At 70.3% G+C, this 14,824-nt stretch carries 17 protein-coding genes and 1 pseudogene; 8 read left to right on the forward strand and 10 right to left on the reverse strand.

The window, feature by feature from the left end:
• Positions 1-130: 130 nt before the first annotated feature.
• Positions 131-1,714 carry a 4-hydroxyphenylacetate 3-hydroxylase family protein gene (locus ACZ62B_RS30515; RefSeq protein ID WP_344561204.1) on the forward strand — a complete coding sequence of 528 codons (1,584 nt, stop codon included), beginning with the start codon at positions 131-133 and terminating at the stop codon, positions 1,712-1,714.
• Positions 1,715-1,788: 74 nt separating this feature from the next.
• Here the strand turns inward: ACZ62B_RS30515 and ACZ62B_RS30520 are convergent, their stop codons facing one another.
• The 6 genes from ACZ62B_RS30520 to ACZ62B_RS30545 form a co-directional block, all read right to left on the reverse strand.
• Positions 1,789-1,953: a hypothetical protein gene (locus tag ACZ62B_RS30520; RefSeq protein WP_468726876.1), complete on the reverse strand. Its 165-nt coding sequence runs from the start codon at positions 1,951-1,953 to the stop codon at positions 1,789-1,791.
• 24 nt (positions 1,954-1,977) lie between these two features.
• Complete coding sequence (locus ACZ62B_RS30525; protein WP_344561202.1) at positions 1,978-3,108, reverse strand: methyltransferase domain-containing protein; 1,131 nt, start codon at positions 3,106-3,108, stop codon at positions 1,978-1,980.
• A gap of 21 nt (positions 3,109-3,129) precedes the next feature.
• Positions 3,130-3,990 (reverse strand): radical SAM protein, encoded by an 861-nt coding sequence (locus ACZ62B_RS30530; protein ID WP_469692848.1) that lies wholly within the window; start codon positions 3,988-3,990, stop codon positions 3,130-3,132.
• A gap of 159 nt (positions 3,991-4,149) precedes the next feature.
• Positions 4,150-4,860, reverse strand: a complete 711-nt coding sequence (locus ACZ62B_RS30535; RefSeq protein ID WP_344561198.1) for a hypothetical protein — start codon at positions 4,858-4,860, stop codon at positions 4,150-4,152.
• The gene (locus tag ACZ62B_RS30540) at positions 4,857-5,195 is read right to left on the reverse strand and encodes a DUF6415 family natural product biosynthesis protein (protein WP_344561196.1); all 339 of its coding nucleotides are present in this window, start codon (positions 5,193-5,195) and stop codon (positions 4,857-4,859) included. Before ACZ62B_RS30540 ends, ACZ62B_RS30535 begins: the two co-directional genes overlap by 4 nt.
• 83 nt (positions 5,196-5,278) lie before the next feature.
• Positions 5,279-5,749: an ATP-binding protein gene (locus ACZ62B_RS30545; RefSeq protein WP_344561194.1), complete on the reverse strand. Its 471-nt coding sequence runs from the start codon at positions 5,747-5,749 to the stop codon at positions 5,279-5,281.
• Between the two features lie 241 nt (positions 5,750-5,990).
• Here ACZ62B_RS30545 and ACZ62B_RS30550 point away from each other — a divergent pair, with 241 nt between their 5' ends.
• The 6 genes and pseudogenes from ACZ62B_RS30550 to ACZ62B_RS30575 all read left to right on the forward strand — a co-directional run bounded on the left by ACZ62B_RS30550 (position 5,991) and on the right by ACZ62B_RS30575 (position 10,009).
• Positions 5,991-6,767, forward strand: coding sequence for an aminotransferase class IV family protein (locus ACZ62B_RS30550; RefSeq protein ID WP_344561192.1), 777 nt, complete (start codon positions 5,991-5,993; stop codon positions 6,765-6,767).
• 10 nt (positions 6,768-6,777) lie between these two features.
• Complete coding sequence (locus tag ACZ62B_RS30555; protein ID WP_469692849.1) at positions 6,778-7,692, forward strand: SUMF1/EgtB/PvdO family nonheme iron enzyme; 915 nt, start codon at positions 6,778-6,780, stop codon at positions 7,690-7,692.
• Positions 7,693-7,832: 140 nt separating this feature from the next.
• Positions 7,833-8,312 carry a GNAT family N-acetyltransferase gene (locus ACZ62B_RS30560; protein WP_469692851.1) on the forward strand — a complete coding sequence of 160 codons (480 nt, stop codon included), beginning with the start codon at positions 7,833-7,835 and terminating at the stop codon, positions 8,310-8,312.
• A gap of 238 nt (positions 8,313-8,550) precedes the next feature.
• Positions 8,551-9,141, forward strand: a pseudogene (locus ACZ62B_RS30565) (HD domain-containing protein).
• Positions 9,142-9,344: 203 nt separating this feature from the next.
• A complete protein-coding gene (locus ACZ62B_RS30570; RefSeq protein ID WP_085576340.1) occupies positions 9,345-9,596 on the forward strand; it encodes a type II toxin-antitoxin system VapB family antitoxin in 252 nt (83 codons plus the stop codon).
• Entirely contained in the window at positions 9,593-10,009 is a 417-nt protein-coding gene (locus ACZ62B_RS30575) for a PIN domain-containing protein (protein ID WP_469692852.1), read from the forward strand. Before ACZ62B_RS30570 ends, ACZ62B_RS30575 begins: the two co-directional genes overlap by 4 nt.
• Before the next feature lie 337 nt (positions 10,010-10,346).
• Here ACZ62B_RS30575 and ACZ62B_RS30580 read toward each other — a convergent pair whose 3' ends face one another.
• Entirely contained in the window at positions 10,347-10,589 is a 243-nt protein-coding gene (locus ACZ62B_RS30580; RefSeq protein WP_469692854.1) for a hypothetical protein, read from the reverse strand.
• A 52-nt stretch (positions 10,590-10,641) separates the two neighbouring features.
• Positions 10,642-10,926 carry a hypothetical protein gene (locus ACZ62B_RS30585; RefSeq protein WP_469692855.1) on the reverse strand — a complete coding sequence of 95 codons (285 nt, stop codon included), beginning with the start codon at positions 10,924-10,926 and terminating at the stop codon, positions 10,642-10,644.
• 73 nt (positions 10,927-10,999) lie between these two features.
• Between ACZ62B_RS30585 and ACZ62B_RS30590 the strand changes: the two genes are divergently transcribed.
• Positions 11,000-11,677, forward strand: a complete 678-nt coding sequence (locus ACZ62B_RS30590) for a DUF6461 domain-containing protein (RefSeq protein WP_469692857.1) — start codon at positions 11,000-11,002, stop codon at positions 11,675-11,677.
• A gap of 108 nt (positions 11,678-11,785) precedes the next feature.
• Here ACZ62B_RS30590 and ACZ62B_RS30595 read toward each other — a convergent pair whose 3' ends face one another.
• Positions 11,786-13,441 carry a thiamine pyrophosphate-binding protein gene (locus ACZ62B_RS30595; RefSeq protein ID WP_469692859.1) on the reverse strand — a complete coding sequence of 552 codons (1,656 nt, stop codon included), beginning with the start codon at positions 13,439-13,441 and terminating at the stop codon, positions 11,786-11,788.
• A gap of 18 nt (positions 13,442-13,459) precedes the next feature.
• On the reverse strand, positions 13,460-14,467 hold the full coding sequence (locus tag ACZ62B_RS30600; RefSeq protein WP_344561183.1) for an SAM-dependent methyltransferase: 1,008 nt from the start codon (positions 14,465-14,467) through the stop codon (positions 13,460-13,462).
• Positions 14,468-14,824: the final 357 nt, after the last annotated feature.

The raw sequence follows: 14,824 nt of genomic DNA on the forward strand, positions 1-14,824 counted from the left end.
GCCGCCGGGGCACCTTCCGGATTGCGCTGCCGCGCCCTGGCCGCGACTTCGCCATCTCGCCCGCGGACCGGTCCCAGTGCCGCACGGGGGAAGAAGCCCGGGGGGTGTCCCGGCTGCCACGATGAGACGCATGACCGATCAGCAGGATGCCGCCGCTCACCCGGCGGACGGACCCCGGACGCGGCCGCTGACGGGCGAGGAGTACCTCGAGAGCCTGCGCGACGACCGCGAGGTCTTCCTCTACGGCGACCGGGTCAAGGACGTCACCGCGCACCCGGCGTTCGCCAACCCGGCACGGATGACGGCCCGTCTCTACGACGCCCTGCACGATCCCGCCCACCGGGACGTGCTGACCACGCGCACGGACGGCGGAGCGGCGGCGGGCTACACGCACCGCTTCTTCACCACCCCGCGCTCCGCCGAGGACCTGGTCGCCGACCAGCGGGCCATCGCGGCCTGGTCCCGGATGAGCTACGGCTGGATGGGCCGCAGCCCGGACTACAAGGCGGCGTTCCTCGGCACCCTGGGCGCCAACGCCGACTTCTACGCGCCCTTCGACGACAACGCGCGCCGCTGGTACCGCGAGTCGCAGGAGAAGGTCCTGTACTGGAACCACGCGATCGTGCACCCGCCCGTGGACCGCAACCTGCCGCCCGACAAGGTCTCCGACGTGTTCGTGCACGTGGAGAAGGAGACCGACGCGGGCCTGGTGGTCAGCGGGGCCAAGGTGGTCGCCACCGGTTCGGCGCTGACCCACGCGAACTTCATCGCCCACCACGGACTGCCGGTGAAGGAGAAGAGGTTCGCCCTCATCGCCACCGTGCCCACCGGCGACAAGGGCGTGAAGCTGATCTGCCGGCCCTCCTACACCGCGACGTCCGCGGTGATGGGCAGCCCCTTCGACTACCCGCTCTCCTCCCGGCTCGACGAGAACGACACCATCCTCGTCCTGGACAAGGTCCTCGTCCCCTGGGAGAACGTGTTCGTCTACGGCGACACGGCCAAGGTCCAGATGTTCTCCGGGCAGTCCGGCTTCATGGAGCGCTTCACCTTCCACGGCTGCGTCCGTCTCGCGGTGAAGCTGGAGTTCATCGCCGGGCTCCTCGCCAAGGCCCTGGAGATCACCGGCACCCAGGACTTCCGCGGCGTCCAGACCCGGCTGGGCGAGGTGCTCGCCTGGCGCAACCTGTTCTGGGGGCTGTCCGACGCGGCCGCCCGCAACCCGGTGAAGTGGCGGGGCGGCGCGGTGCTGCCCAATCCGCAGTACGGCATGGCGTACCGGTGGTTCATGCAGGTCGGCTACCCGCGCGTCAAGGAGATCGTCCAGCAGGACGTGGCCAGCGGGCTGATCTACCTCAACTCCAGCGCCGAGGACTTCAAGAACCCGGAGATCCGCCCCTACCTCGACACCTATCTGCGCGGCTCCGGCGGCATCGGGGCCGAGGAGCGGGTCAAGGTGCTGAAACTGCTGTGGGACGCGGTGGGCACCGAGTTCGGCGGCCGGCACGAGCTGTACGAGCGCAACTACGCCGGCAACCACGAGGCGACCCGGGCCGAGCTGCTGTTCGCCCAGACCGCCTCCGGGCAGCTCGACGACTACAAGGCGTTCGCCGACCAGTGCCTTTCCGAGTACGACCTGGACGGCTGGACCGCGCCCGACCTCGTCTCCTTCGACCACCTGCGCGGATCCCTCCCCGGACTGCTCGGCGGCTGAATCCCCCGCGGCGCCGAGCGGGCGGCCGGGACCCCGGAAAGGGGTCCCGGCCGCTCCTTCGTGGTCGGACGCCGTCAGCGGCCGAGCAGGTCGGACAGGAACGGCGCCAGCACGTCCCGGGAGACCTTGCAGTCGAGCAGCAGCGTGCCCTTCGCCCCCCGGGCGGTCCACTCCGGTACGGCGCTCAGGTCGCCGGTGCCGCGGACGGTGACGGCCCGTGCCCCGAGCGCCCGCGCCACCGCGGCGAAGTCGGTGTCGTCGACCTACAGCACGGCTTCCCAGGAACCGCGAGTGAGGGTGGTCATGCCGTCCGGGGTGATGGTGACCTGGGCGCCGTAGGCGGGGAGGGCGCCGCTACGGTTGAGGCGGTTGCGAATGCGGTCCAGTTCCGCCCACAGCCGTCGGGGGCCGCTCTCGTGGACGACGGGCGATTCGAGGAACCCGGTCGCGGTGGCGCGGGCCCATGAGCCGTCGGGGTACAGCAGCCACACCGTGCGGGTCTCGCCGTCCTCCTTCTGCCGGTACTCGATGCCGGGGAGTTTCAGCTCCAGCATCGACATGACGTCCCATGCGTCCGGCGGGTACAGCAGCGGGTACCGGCTCTGGGAAACCTCCTCTCCGTCGTCCCGCGCGGCGCCCTTCCAGAGGTCGTCTGCGATCTGTTCGTAGATGTCGCCGTGGCGGATGCGCATGAACCCTGCCCGGTCCCACTCGATGCGGCCCACGGCGCCGCCGTCCGCGGTCTTGTCCGCGGTGAGGATCAGGCCCGTGCCGGCGATCGTCGTGACGAGCCGGCCGCCCGGCCGCAGCGCCGGCAACCAGGAGACGGGCACGGGCCGTACGGACACCGTGGAGACGATCCGGTCGTACTCGCCGGGCAGCAGCCCGGTGATGTCGCAGACTCCCATCTGCGGGTGCTCGCCGAGCACGCCAAGCCGCTCCTCGGCGGCCTGTACCAAGTGCTCGTCGACGTCGATGCTCGTCACCTGGGTGTCGCCGAGCCGCGCGCACGCGAGTGCGGTGCCGTAACCCGAGCCGGTGGTGACAAGTACCTGGTTGTCGTCGGCGATCATCGCGTGCCGGTACATCCGTACGACGAGGCTGGGCAGCGTCGATGAGGAGGTCGGCGTACCGCAGTCCAGGAAGTCGCCCGCGTCAGCGGTGTCGGCGTGGCAGGCGTCGACCCGGGTCACGAGTGTCCGGTCACTGTATGCCGCCTTCAGCCACGCTTCGGGGTCGTCGGGGCCGGTGCGCAGGTGCCACACCTCCCCGTCCGCCTCCCACCAGCGGGGGACGAACTGGTGCCGGGGCACGTTGGCCACGGCCGAGTGCCAGCGGGATTCCGGCCGTACGACCTCGTGCGCCAGGCGCCGGGCCTGCGGTAGCCACTTCATCGCTTCACTGTCCTCCGGTTTCTAGTAGGCGGGGTCGCAGGCTTCGGTGTTCGAGGGGTCGCAGTCGCTGGAGTCGTCCAGCGTGCAGGCCATCGACGGAGAGCGCCGGGGGATGCTCGTCGCGGTGTCCGCCCACTGCTGCCCGTTGAACACTGCGGCAAGCCCGTCGGCCTTCGCGTTCCCCGTGTGCAGGAAGCGTCCCAGGACGCACGGAGTGACCGTGCCGTCGGTCATGACCGCGGCCCGCCCGTCCGCGCAGCGGCCGCACAGGTCCTTGGTGCTGGGGACGTGCACCTCCCCGCGGCCGACGCTGCGGACACGGTCGATGTTCACCGTGCGGACGCCGAGGTCGTACAGCTCCTGGCGGGCCTCGGCGGTGCGTTGTCCCTCGAACACCTCGACGATGCCCACTTGCAGCGGGATACGCCGGCTGACGGCCTTGACGATGTTCTCGCGGGTCGCCGCGTGCGAGCCCTTCCGGCCGGTCACCCGCTCGTGTTCCTCCGCCACGTCGCTGTAGTACGACGTGGCCAGGGACACCTCCGGGTGCGTGAACAGGCGCCAGTGCTCCGGCTTCACGCGGTAGAGGTTGCTGTAGACCTGCACACTGAGGCCGAGGGCCAAGGCGCGGTGCACCAGGGCCTCGAACTCCGGGTGCATGGTCGGCTCTCCACCGATGAACTGCACCTTCTTCACGCCGATCTCAGCGGCCTCACTGATGATGCGCTTCCAGTCGTCGGCGGTCATGCTGCCGTGGCTCTCGGTGGGGCCTGCCTTGGCATAGCACAGGGATGGGCAGGTCAGTTGGCACCTGCCGGTGATCTCCAGTTCGAGGAAATCCGGCACGGCCGGGCGCGCGGGAGCTTCGGGGGCGATCGTCATGGGCGTCTCCTCGGTGTCGGTGACTTACCTGTGTGGGCCCGGCGCGGGGCGAGTGACCTGTCGTGGGGGGAACACAAGTCGGGCAGTTCGTCCTCCGCGCCGGGAGCTGTGCCTGTTCGGCGGCCCGGCCGGGGGACATCCGGGCCGCCGAACAGGGGTCTATGCGGTCGGCGACAGCTCCCGCAGCAGTTCGCCCATGTCGACGGTGCGGAAGGAGCTGAGCCGGCGGACGAGCTGCGACGCCAGGACCGTGGGCATGTTCGGGTGGCCGAAGGGCAGGGGGGAGTCCGGCCGCGCGACGACGCGCGTCCCGTGACGTGTATCGGGGCCGTAGACCACGCCGTGCACCCCGTACAGGGGTGCGCTCCGGGCGAGGAAGACCATGGGGTTCTTCGCGAGGTGAGGGCAGAGCGCGGCAGCGGCGCGGGCGTGCTTGACGCACACGGGCGGCTGGTTGGTGACGATCGTGGGGGACGTCAGGTCGTGGTCCTTCGGCCCGGTCAGGAAGATGAAGCCCAGCGGGGTCCGCGCGGGCCCTGAGCACACCTGGCAGTGCAGTTTCGTCATCGTGACCATTTGCCGATAGGGGTGCATGAGCTTCCACTGCGGCTGACCCGTCGGCATATGGCGGTCATCCACTGGGTTGAACCCGCACCGCGCCCACAGGATGCCCCGGATCGGCCGGTCCCTGGGGTCCTCGTCGGCGTAGTACAGCCGGGCCCCGGACGGGTGCCGGTAGACGATCAGGTTGTCCGGGGCGGCGTCCTCCCCTTTCCGCTGAGTGATGAAGGGGACCAGGCCCGGCTCGGTCGAGGTACGCACGTTCTTCTCTCTCGTGCAGGTCAGGGCGGTACATGCGGCGTGGGTCATGCCACCTCCCGCAGGCAGCGCGTGGCGACGAGCCGGTCAAGGAGTTCACTGGCGGTCCAGCCCATCCGGCGCAGGTGCCCTACGGCCTTCCAGCGACCCCCGGGCAGATCTTCGGCACGCAGCGTGCGGGCCTGCTCGATGAGCCGTGCCGCGGCGGGGATCTGGTCGGTTTCGGCGGCGACGGCGATGTGCACCAGCCGCATGAGGTGCCTGCGGAGCCGCTCGGCGAGTTCCTCGGTGTCCTCTTCGGCCGGTGGCACGTCGTCCAGGACCGTGGCAGCGTCGTCGAGGAGGGCGCCGCCGTCGAACGCGGTCCAGCCGTGGAGCCTGTCCAAGACAGTGGCGAGTTCCCCGCTGGATAAGGGCGGTGTCCACTGCGGCACGGGGCGGGTGAAGCACTGGACGGCGCCGGGGGCGGTCACTGTTCCTCCCTGGTGAGGAGGCGGAACCAGGCGTAGGAGCCGTCTGGGCTGAATCCCCAGCACCCGCCGAGTTCCGACACGAGGACATCGACCAGGAGCAGACCGCGGCCGTTTTCTGACTCGGGTCCGACGTGCTGCGGTGAGGGGATGGCCGATGGTGAGCCGTCGTGCACTTCCAGGTGGAACCGGCCCGCGGTCTGCATACAGCCGCGGACTTCCACGGTGGGCCCATGGCCGTGGACGACCGCGTTGGAGCACAGTTCGGACACCACGATCAGGAGGGCGTCGACCTTGGCCTGCGTCATCCGGCTGTAGCAGCGAACCCATGCCCGGGTTACGCGGCGGGCGATCTGGACACTCTCCGGGGCTGCGCGCATCGCCATGCCGAAGGCCGGTAGAGGAACGGAACCGGCTTGTGCCTGGGAAGCCTCTAGCAGGCTGGTCGATCCGGCTTCGCTGGGTGGCATGGATGGTTCTCCCCGGTCCACGTCGTTGTGCTCGGTCAGGGCACTCACTGGGCTCCGGGAGGTGCGCGCGGCCGGTGGGGCCAGCACGCCTCACACCCGCTATCGGTCACAGTGAGTGTTCGCAGGGTGACCAGAGAACACCGTGCAGGGACGGCAAGGGAAGGAACTTTTGGCGAACTTAGGTGACGTCAAGTCCTGGACGAGCTTCGGCGTTTACGGGGTTGCTGCCATCCTGATGAACATGGCGGAATTGAACGGACGACCCGTGACCCCCGATGCCCTGCTGACCCTGGCGCTGACCAACTACGGCCACTTCACCTCCATGCGCGTCGACAACCAGCGCGTTCGCGGCCTCGACCTGCACATGGAGCGCCTGGTCAGGGACTGCCGGACCGTGATGGGCGCGGAACTGGACCCGGACAGGGTCCGCAGGTACGTCCGCCAGGCCGCAGGGGACCTGAGCGGCTCCTTCGTCGTACGGGTCACCATCTTCGACCCGGCCGTGAACATGGGGCGCCCCGACAAGGCGAACACCCCTCACGTCCTCGTGACCGTTCGGCCGGCCGCTGATCTGCCCATGCCGCCCCTGCGCGTGAAGTCGGTCCGCTACGAGCGGGACGTCCCGGCGGTCAAGCACGCCGGTCTCTTCGGTGCCCTGCACGCACGGCGTACCGCGCTTCTCGACGGCGCTGACGACGCCCTGTTCGTCGGCCCGGAGGACCTCGTGTCGGAGGGCGGTACCTGGAACGTCGGCTTCATTGGCGAAGACGGCGTCGTGTGGCCGAAGGCCGACGTCCTGCCCGGTGTCACCATGGCGCTTCTGCAGCAGTCCGGGCACCACCTCACGGCTCCGGTCACTCTCGCCGAGGCGCAGGGCATGCAGGCCGCTTTCGCCACCAACACGACGATCGGTGTGCGTGCGCTGTCCAGCATCGATGACGTACCGATGGCCACGGAGCACCCCCTGCTCACCCAGCTTCGAGACAACTACCTCGCCATCCCGGGCGAGCGGCTGTAGGTGGCGCACAGTGACGGGGGTCGTGCGATGGACGGGGTTGGAGGTCTTAGCCTTCCGCTCCGCGCTGCGGAAGACCGGCCGCGACTTTGCCGCCGAAGTCGGCGTCAGCCACCGGATGCTGGTCAAGTGGGAGACCCAGGGAGCGGACATCACCCCACGGGCTGCGAACCAGGCCGCTCTGGACACCATGCTCGCTACCGCCGGCCCCGCAGTGCAGGAGCGGTTCGCAGCGCTGATCACCAAGCAGGCCGCGGCCGAGCATGACGCCCGCGCAGAGCAACTGTTACGCCGCGAGACTCAGTACTCCAAGAGCCCCATCGACGGAAAGCTCATGGTGTCCGTGGAAGAAGGCATTTTCCTCGCCGGCCTGAACAACACACCGACCTGGGCAGGCGCCTACCTCATCGACGTTTACCCGACCACGAACGCGGACTATGCAAGGTTCGTTCGCGCCACGGGGCACAGGGCCCCGCAGCACTGGCCGGAGGGGAAGTGCCCGGACAGCATCTTCGACCACCCTGTGGTCTGGGTGACCTGGCACGATGCAGCCGCCTACGCGGCATGGGCCGGTAAGGCACTGCCGACGAGCAAGCAGTGGGAGAAAGCGGCCCGCGGCTCCAAAGGCCGCTCATACCCGTGGGGCGACGCACCGACAGCAGCCAAGTGCAACGTCCTCGACTCCGGCATAGGGCGCACCACCCCCGTCACCCGCTACCAGTCCGGAGTGAGTCCCTACGGCGTGTTCGACATGTGCGGGAACACCTGGGAGTGGTGCGCCACCGAGCCGGAGCCCGGACGCCACGAGCTGAAGGGCAGCGCGTTCACGAGCCCCTTCACCCGCGCTGCCCCTTCCCTGGCGAACGACGCCAACGCCACGATGCGCGACAACGACACCGGGTTCCGCTGCGTCGGCCTTGCTACTTGATCGGGTGCGCGTCGAGCCAGTCCGACAGATCATGGGCGGAGCCAAGGACGTCGTCCCGGTTCATCAGCTCCTTGATGCCGCTGGCCGGGTAGCCCACAGGTCGCGAGGAGGCGCAGGAGATCGCGGACGAGCTGATCGCCGTGTACGCCGACGTCTACAACGTCGAGCCCTACAACGGCGACCCGTTCTTCTCAGTGCCGACCTACATCAACCGACTGCACGCCGCGTTCGAGATGCCGGGCTTCTCAGTACTTACCGGACGTGCCGAGGACGGCACCCTCCTCGGCTACGTCCACGGCGTCAACCTCGACCCCGAACGGGCCTGGTGGACGTCGCTCGGCGCCGCCCGGCCCGCCGAAGCCGTCCAGGCCGCCGAGGCCAGTGAGGTGTTCTGGCTGCGGGAGCTGATGACGCTGCCCGCCTACCAGAACCAGGGCATCGGCCGACGACTGCACGACCTGATGGTGCAGGCACGGCCGGAGCCCTGGACGGCGCTCACGTGCATCGTCGACAACGAGTCCGCCCGCAGCGCCTACCCGCGCTGGGGGTACGAGGTGATCGGCCGCATCAAGCATGCCGAGGAGTCTCCTGTCTACGACGCCATGATCCTGCGCCCGTAGACCGCCGAGTCATCGGCCTGTTCGAAACTGAGTTGATCAAGTCCCGTCGGCCCTGGAACGGGCTCTCCGAGGTCGAGTTGGCCGCTGCTGAATGGGTCGACTGGTACCGCCACCCGCGCCCTGCGCGACCGGCTCCCCGTGATGTTGGACAGCCGGGAGCTCTCCTCACGCGCACGGCGGGAGCAGGAGAGCATCCGGTACGCAATCCGCCTCGCCGAGGCGTGAGAGGAGTCCGACGGTGTCCGAGGATCTGACCGCTGTGGCGCGTTTCCTGTTCGAGGCCGGAACGCTCAAGCACACCAAGCGCACCGGATGGTGGATGGCCGGCGTCAAGGATCCGGAGTCGGTCGCCGATCACTCGTGGCGCACCGCCCTCATCGCCACGATCATCGCCGAACTCGAAGGCGCCGACCCCGCACGGGCCGCGTTCCTCGCCGTCTGGCACGACACCGGAGAAACCCGCACCGGTGACATCAACCACCTCGGGAAGAAGTACACCAACGGCTAGGCCGACGCCCGGGACATCACCGCGGACCAGGTCGCCGACATGCCGGAGATCCTCGCCGGTGCCCTGCGCGACCTGATCGCCGAGTACGAGGGGAAGGGGTCCCCGGAAGCCGTCTGCGCACGTGACGCCGACAAACTGGAGTGCATGATCCAGGGCGTCGAGTACCGGGACCAGGGCTACGCCAACGCCCAGCGCTGGATCGACAACAGCCGGGGCCGGATCGTCACCGAGAGCGGTCAGGCCCTGGCGGACGCGGTCCTCGGAACGGAATCGCTCGACTGGCTCCGCGCCGCCCTCGGTGAGAAGCAGCCACGCGACTGATCGACACCGCCCACGCCTGCTCGGCCGGAACGGTTCGCCTTGGCTGGATCCTCCTTCGTGGTCAGCGGCCGAGCAGGTCGAACAGCGAGAGCAGCGGGAAGTCGGCTGCCACCGGAGAGGGGCGTCCGCGTCGGCACCTCGATACCATTCATTAGCTCAAATTGATATCGTTGGTGTGTTGTCAGGCTGTGGAGGGATGACTGATGGCCAGGACTGTGATCGATCTGGACGACGAGATCGTCGAGCAGGCGATGCGGGTGTACGGCGTGAAGACCAAGGCTGCCGCGGTACGGGCGGCCATGGAGGAGGGGGTGAAGCTGAGGCTGCGCCGGGAGCTGTTCGACGCCATCGACGAGGGGGAGTTCGAGGACGCGTTCGCGGAGATCCGCTCGCAGACCGGGCCACGTAACCCGGACGGCACGCTCAAGCGTGAGGGTGGGGCCTCGGCGGCGTGAAGGGGCGATATCTCATCGACAAGTCGGCGCTGGCCCGCCGGGGCAAGGCGGCGGTGCGGGCGCGGCTGGATGTGCTGGACCGCGACGGGCTTCTCGCGGTCTGCGCCCCGACGGAGTACGAGGTTCTGTACTCGGCACGCGGCAAGCCCGAAGCGCTGCGACTGCGTACCCTGCTCCGCGGCTTCGACTACCTGCCCTGCAACGATCAGGAGTTCGAGCGGGCACTCGAGATCCAGGGCCTGGCGCTGAACGCCGGCTTTCACCGCGCACTGTCGCTGGCCGACGTCCTCATCGCGGCAACCGCCGAACGGCACCGGGCCACGGTCCTGCACTACGACGGCGACTTCGACATGATTGCTTCGGTGAGCGGGCTGAAGGCCGAGTGGGTCGTGGAGCCCGGTACGGCCGACTGAGCCGACGTGTGCCGGTGCGGTCGGTGTTCTCATACAGGGAAAACCTGCCGCCGTGGCGGGCCCCGGCCAGTCCTTCACGGAAGGCGATGGCCGCGGTCTTGGTGCGCGTCGCCGCGCCCGGTCTCGTCAAGACGGGAGAGACGCGCACGCCGCCGTGCTCGGCGAGATGTGCGGTCGGGAGGCGATCTGCCGGATGCCCAGCCCTTTGGCGACCAACCGGACTGGCCCGCAGGTGATCACCACCACGCGCGACGAACGGAACACCAGCTTCAGACGTCCTTGATCTGTACGCGGTCACCGCACGGTTTCGACCAGTTGTCGCGATCCGAGGCCGACATCAGCACGGGTGCCGGGAGGCGAAGCGCCACCGCGACCACGAGAGCGTCATCACGTCGGCACCCGCCGCACTGCACATGTCCGCTACGGCGTTGATGTACGACAGCTTCAGCCCGAGGAAGGTGTTCGCTGCGCCCTTGATCAGCTCGGCGGTCTCCGGGCTGGTCACGATCAACGGCACCTCATCGGCGAGGATCGCCGTGTACACCTCGCGAACGGCGGCTTCGGCACGCTCGCTGGTCACACCGGCGACAATGCGGCCCGGCCGGGGGACATCCGGGCCGCCGAACAGGGGTCTATGCGGTCGGCGACAGCTCCCGCAGCAGTTCGCCCATGTCGACGGTGCGGAAGGAGCTGAGCCGGCGGACGAGCTGCGACGCCAGGACTGTGGGCATGTTCGGGTGGCCGAAGGGCAGGGGGGAGTCCGGCTGCGCGACGACGCGCGTCCCGTGACGTGTATCGGGGCCGTAGACCACGCCGTGCACCCCGTACAGGGGTGCGCTCCGGGCGAGGAAGACCATGGGGTTCTTCGCGAGGTGAGGGCAGAGCGCGGCAGCGGCGCGGGCGTGCTTGACGCACACGGGCGGCTGGTTGGTGACGATCGTGGGGGACGTCGGGTCGTGGTCCTTCGGCCCGGTCCCGGGGGACCAGCGGGTGACCGGCGTCCTCGTACGTACGGGGCAGTGGGTTCAGGTGTATGTCGTAGCGTTGGCGGCCGCCAGGCGGATGCTGACTGGGAAGGCGCGGATCGTAATGGCTTCCACGTTGTTCGATGTGCTGGGGGACGAGTGGTTCTGTGTGACCGCGGTCCGGGGTCTGGGGGAGGCGGACGTATTGGCCCGGCTGGGTGCCGTCGGCCCGGATCCGCTGCCCCGGTATCCCATCGACGGTGTGGCTGAGCACTTCAGCCTGGACAGCTGGGTGGTGCGGGTCTACTGCCCGGCGGGGTCGGGTTGGGCGTATGTGTTCGATGCGCTCCCGGAGATGGGTGTCGCGTTCAGGGAGCCGGTGCTCAAGGAGCTTTCCAGGGGCGCGGAAGCGGTGTCCGTGTGGCAGACCCTCGCCAGTTCCGTTCGTGTGGCGCACGCCCGTGACGGGGAAATTCTCGCCCTGTTCGACTCGTGGAGGTTCGACCCGGCCTCCGGGAAGGAGCCGGACCGGCTCAACCGGGCTCTGGAACGGGCCGGCTTCTTCCTGGACGAGCCGGATGACGACTTTTCCGACCCGGCTGCCGCTCTGGAGGCGGTGGAGAGCGAGTTCGGCTTGGCGGTGGACCCGCAGGAAGTGGCGGGGCCGCTGCCGACGGTCGTCGTTCCCGTACGGGCCGACTGACCAGCCGGCAGCGGCCCGTTGGTTAGAGGGTCACCCTCAGCCAGAAGCCGTCATTGTCCATGCCTGCTCGGCCGGAACGGTTCGCCTTGGCTGGCTCCTTCTTCGTGGTCAGCGGCCGAGCAGGTCGGACAGGAACGGCGCCAGCACGCCCCGGGAGACCTTGCAGTCCAGCAGCAGCGTGCCCTTCGCCCCCCGGGCGGTCCACTCCGGTACGGCGCTCAGGTCGCCGGTGCCGCGGACGGTGACGGCCCGTGCCCCGAGCGCCCGCGCCACGGCGGCGAAGTCGGTGTCGCCGAAGCGCAGGGTGGCCGCGTCCGCCCCCTGGGGGACGTACATGTGCTCCTCGAAGCCGTAGGAGGCGTCGTCGTAGATCACCACCAGCGCCGACCGGCCCGAGCGCACCAGGGTCTCCAGTTCGGGCAGGCCCATCAGCGCGCCGCCGTCGCCGACGGCGGCCACCGTGGTGCGGTCGGGCCGGCCCACGGCCGCGCCGACCGCGCCCGCCAGGCCCAGCCCGATGCTCTGGAAGGCGGCGCCGGTGAACACCAGCCCCGCCGGGTCCGGCACCGGCCAGTACATGGCCGGCCAGCCGATGAAGTGGCCGCCGTCCAGGACGACCGTGCGTTCGGCGGGCAGCAGCGGGGCCAGCTCCCGGGTCAGGGTGCGCGGGTCGATCCGGCCGTCGCCGGAGGCGTCCGTGTGGGGCAGGGCGGCCCAGCCGCCGGCGGCGCGCCGGAGCGCACCGGAGGCGGCGGCCCGCTCGCGCCACGGGGAACGGGCGATGCCGTGCGCGTCGGCCGCGTCCAGCAGCCGGGTGGCCACGGCCGCCGCGTCACCGCGTACGGCGAGGTCCGCGCGGGGCGCGCGGGCCCCTTCCAGGGTGATCTGGACGACGCGGGCGGCCGGGTCGAGGATCCGGCCGCCGTGCAGCGTGAAGTCGTCCAGGCTGGTGCCGAACGCCAGCACCACGTCCGCCTCGCCCATCAGGGCGGCCGCCGGCGGGGAGGCGAACCCCCCGCACAGGCCGAGCGCGGCGGGGTGCGCGGCGAACATGCCGTTCGCCATGACCGTGGTGGCCAGCAGCGCGCCGAGCCGGTCGCCGAGGTCGGCGAGGATCTTCGCCGCGCCCGAACGCCAGGCGCCCAGCCCGGCCAGGAGCAGCGGGCGGCGGGCGCCGGACAGGAGGGTGAGGATCTCGTCGGTCTCCTCGGCGCGGGCACGCGCGGGTCGGGGTGCGGCGGCCGGCGCCACGGACGGGGGCGCGGACGGGGCGGAGACTTTACGGTTCGTCAGGTCGCCGGGCAGGAACAGCGCCACCGGGCACTGGGCGGCGGTCGCGGTGCGCACGGCCCGTACGGTGTCCTCCACCGCCGTGTCCGGGTCCGTCGGACGTACGACGGGCACCCCCAGGGAGGCGGCCAGCGCGCTCTGGTCGATGTCGTGGGCGCGCGGGCCCGCCACCGGGGCGTCGCCGCACAGCAGGACGACGGCGCTGCGGTTCTTGGCGGCCTCGGCCAGCGCGGTCGCCGTGTTGGCCAGCCCCGGCCCGTGCGTGGTCGTGCACACGGCGACCCGCCCGGTGGCCCGGAAGCAGGCGTCGGCCATGGCCATCGCGCCGCCCTCGTGCCGGGCCGCCGTGTAGTGCACACCGGCCCGCGTCAGCGCGGCGGTGGCCAGGATGTTGCCGCCGCCGACCAGGCCGAAGGCGTGGTCGATGCCGCAGCCGGCCAGGGTCTGGGCGACCGCGGTCGCGAATGTCGTCATCACTGGGCCTCTTCCGGGTCAGGCCAGTTCGAAGATGACCTCTCCCACGGTCATCTCGATGCGGTTGGTGCGCACCAGCTCCCAGCCGCCCTCGGCGAAGACGGACTCCCAGTCGGCGACGGTGGGCAGGAACGTGCCCATCAGGTCGTGGCCGAGCTCGAAACCGAGGGTGAAGACGGGCAGTTCGGTGTCGGGAAGGTCGGTGCGGGTGGCGTCGCCGATCAGCAGCCGGCGGGCGGACGGGAAGGCCTCGCGCAGCCGCCGCAGGGTGGCGATCGCGTTCTCGCGCCGGCCGTCGCGCCAGAAGTCGTGGCCCATCATGAAGCACGTCAGCAGCTCCACGTCGGCGTACTCGGGCCGCGGTTCGAGGCTCAGGACGTCGCCGTGCAGGAACGCGGTGCGGTCGGCCAGGCCCGCCGCGTCCGCCTCCGCGCGCGCCACCTCCAGCGCGGGGCGGGCGATGTCGATGCCCGTGCCGGTGGTGCCGGGGTGGCGGTCGAGGATCTGCATCAGCCGGGCCCCGCTGCCGCAGCCGAGGTCGGCGACCCGGGTGAAGGGGAACTCCACCCGGCCCATCGCCGCCCAGAACGCGGGGGCGTAGGTGACCTGGTCGATCTCGCGGCAGGCGAAGGCGATGGCGGCGGAGTCGCGCCGGTAGAAGGAGCCGGTGCGGTTCTCGTTGCGCAGCACGGCCGGGATCTGCTGGAAGAGTTCCGCGCTGCCCCGGGCCAGCCAGTGGAAGAAGGACTTGTTGCGGTACATCTCGTCGAAGCCGTCCAGCGCGGTGACGACCGTGCCCTCGCGTCGTACCAGGCCCACCGAGGACAGTGCGCGGAACAGGCCCGTGGTCGACGCGGGGTCCAGGCCGCCGCGGTCCGCGAAGTCCGCGGTGTCCAGGGTGCGGGCGCGGTGCAGTTCGTCGAGTGCGCCGATCTCCCACGCCGCGGCGATGGCCCAGGCGGCCACGGCCGAGTTGAAGAGCGAGGCAATGCCGCGCGTGTTGCTCTGTGCGATGTCCACCGTCACTGCTCAGCACCTCATCCGGGAGAAGGTTCGGGCGCCTTGCCCGCGGCGACCATGCTCTGTGGCGGGGGTGGGCGGGGGCATCTCTGAGGCTGCTCAGCCGTTGGCGCGGGTGCGGGGGTGGTGGGCCGGGGCCCTGTTTGTGGGGTGCCCTGCGTTGGTGTGGGCCGGGGGTGTTCGCGCTGCCCGGCGCTTGCGGGGTGCCTCCCCCACTCTCGGCTTCGCTCGAGCGGGAGGTACCCCCATGAGCGGGAGGTGCCCCCATCGCCCACCCTCCCCCACTCTCGGCTTCGCTCGAGCGGGGGGACCCCCATCGCCCTGGGGGTACCTCCCAGGCCCTTGAGGCACTGGGGGAGGCAC

The sequence above is a fragment of the Streptomyces sp. NPDC053426 genome, assembly GCF_055585405.1.

What these genes read in the sequence shown, in the direction of transcription:
- ACZ62B_RS30515 (WP_344561204.1), top strand. Translation starts at nt 131, where the DNA reads ATGACCGATCAGCAGGATGCCGCCGCTCACCCGGCGGACGGACCCCGG.
- ACZ62B_RS30525 (WP_344561202.1), bottom strand. Translation starts at nt 3,108, where the DNA reads ATGAAGTGGCTACCGCAGGCCCGGCGCCTGGCGCACGAGGTCGTACGG.
- ACZ62B_RS30530 (WP_469692848.1), bottom strand. Translation starts at nt 3,990, where the DNA reads ATGACGATCGCCCCCGAAGCTCCCGCGCGCCCGGCCGTGCCGGATTTC.
- ACZ62B_RS30535 (WP_344561198.1), bottom strand. Translation starts at nt 4,860, where the DNA reads ATGACCCACGCCGCATGTACCGCCCTGACCTGCACGAGAGAGAAGAAC.
- ACZ62B_RS30545 (WP_344561194.1), bottom strand. Translation starts at nt 5,749, where the DNA reads ATGCCACCCAGCGAAGCCGGATCGACCAGCCTGCTAGAGGCTTCCCAG.
- ACZ62B_RS30550 (WP_344561192.1), top strand. Translation starts at nt 5,991, where the DNA reads ATGGCGGAATTGAACGGACGACCCGTGACCCCCGATGCCCTGCTGACC.
- ACZ62B_RS30570 (WP_085576340.1), top strand. Translation starts at nt 9,345, where the DNA reads ATGGCCAGGACTGTGATCGATCTGGACGACGAGATCGTCGAGCAGGCG.
- ACZ62B_RS30595 (WP_469692859.1), bottom strand. Translation starts at nt 13,441, where the DNA reads ATGACGACATTCGCGACCGCGGTCGCCCAGACCCTGGCCGGCTGCGGC.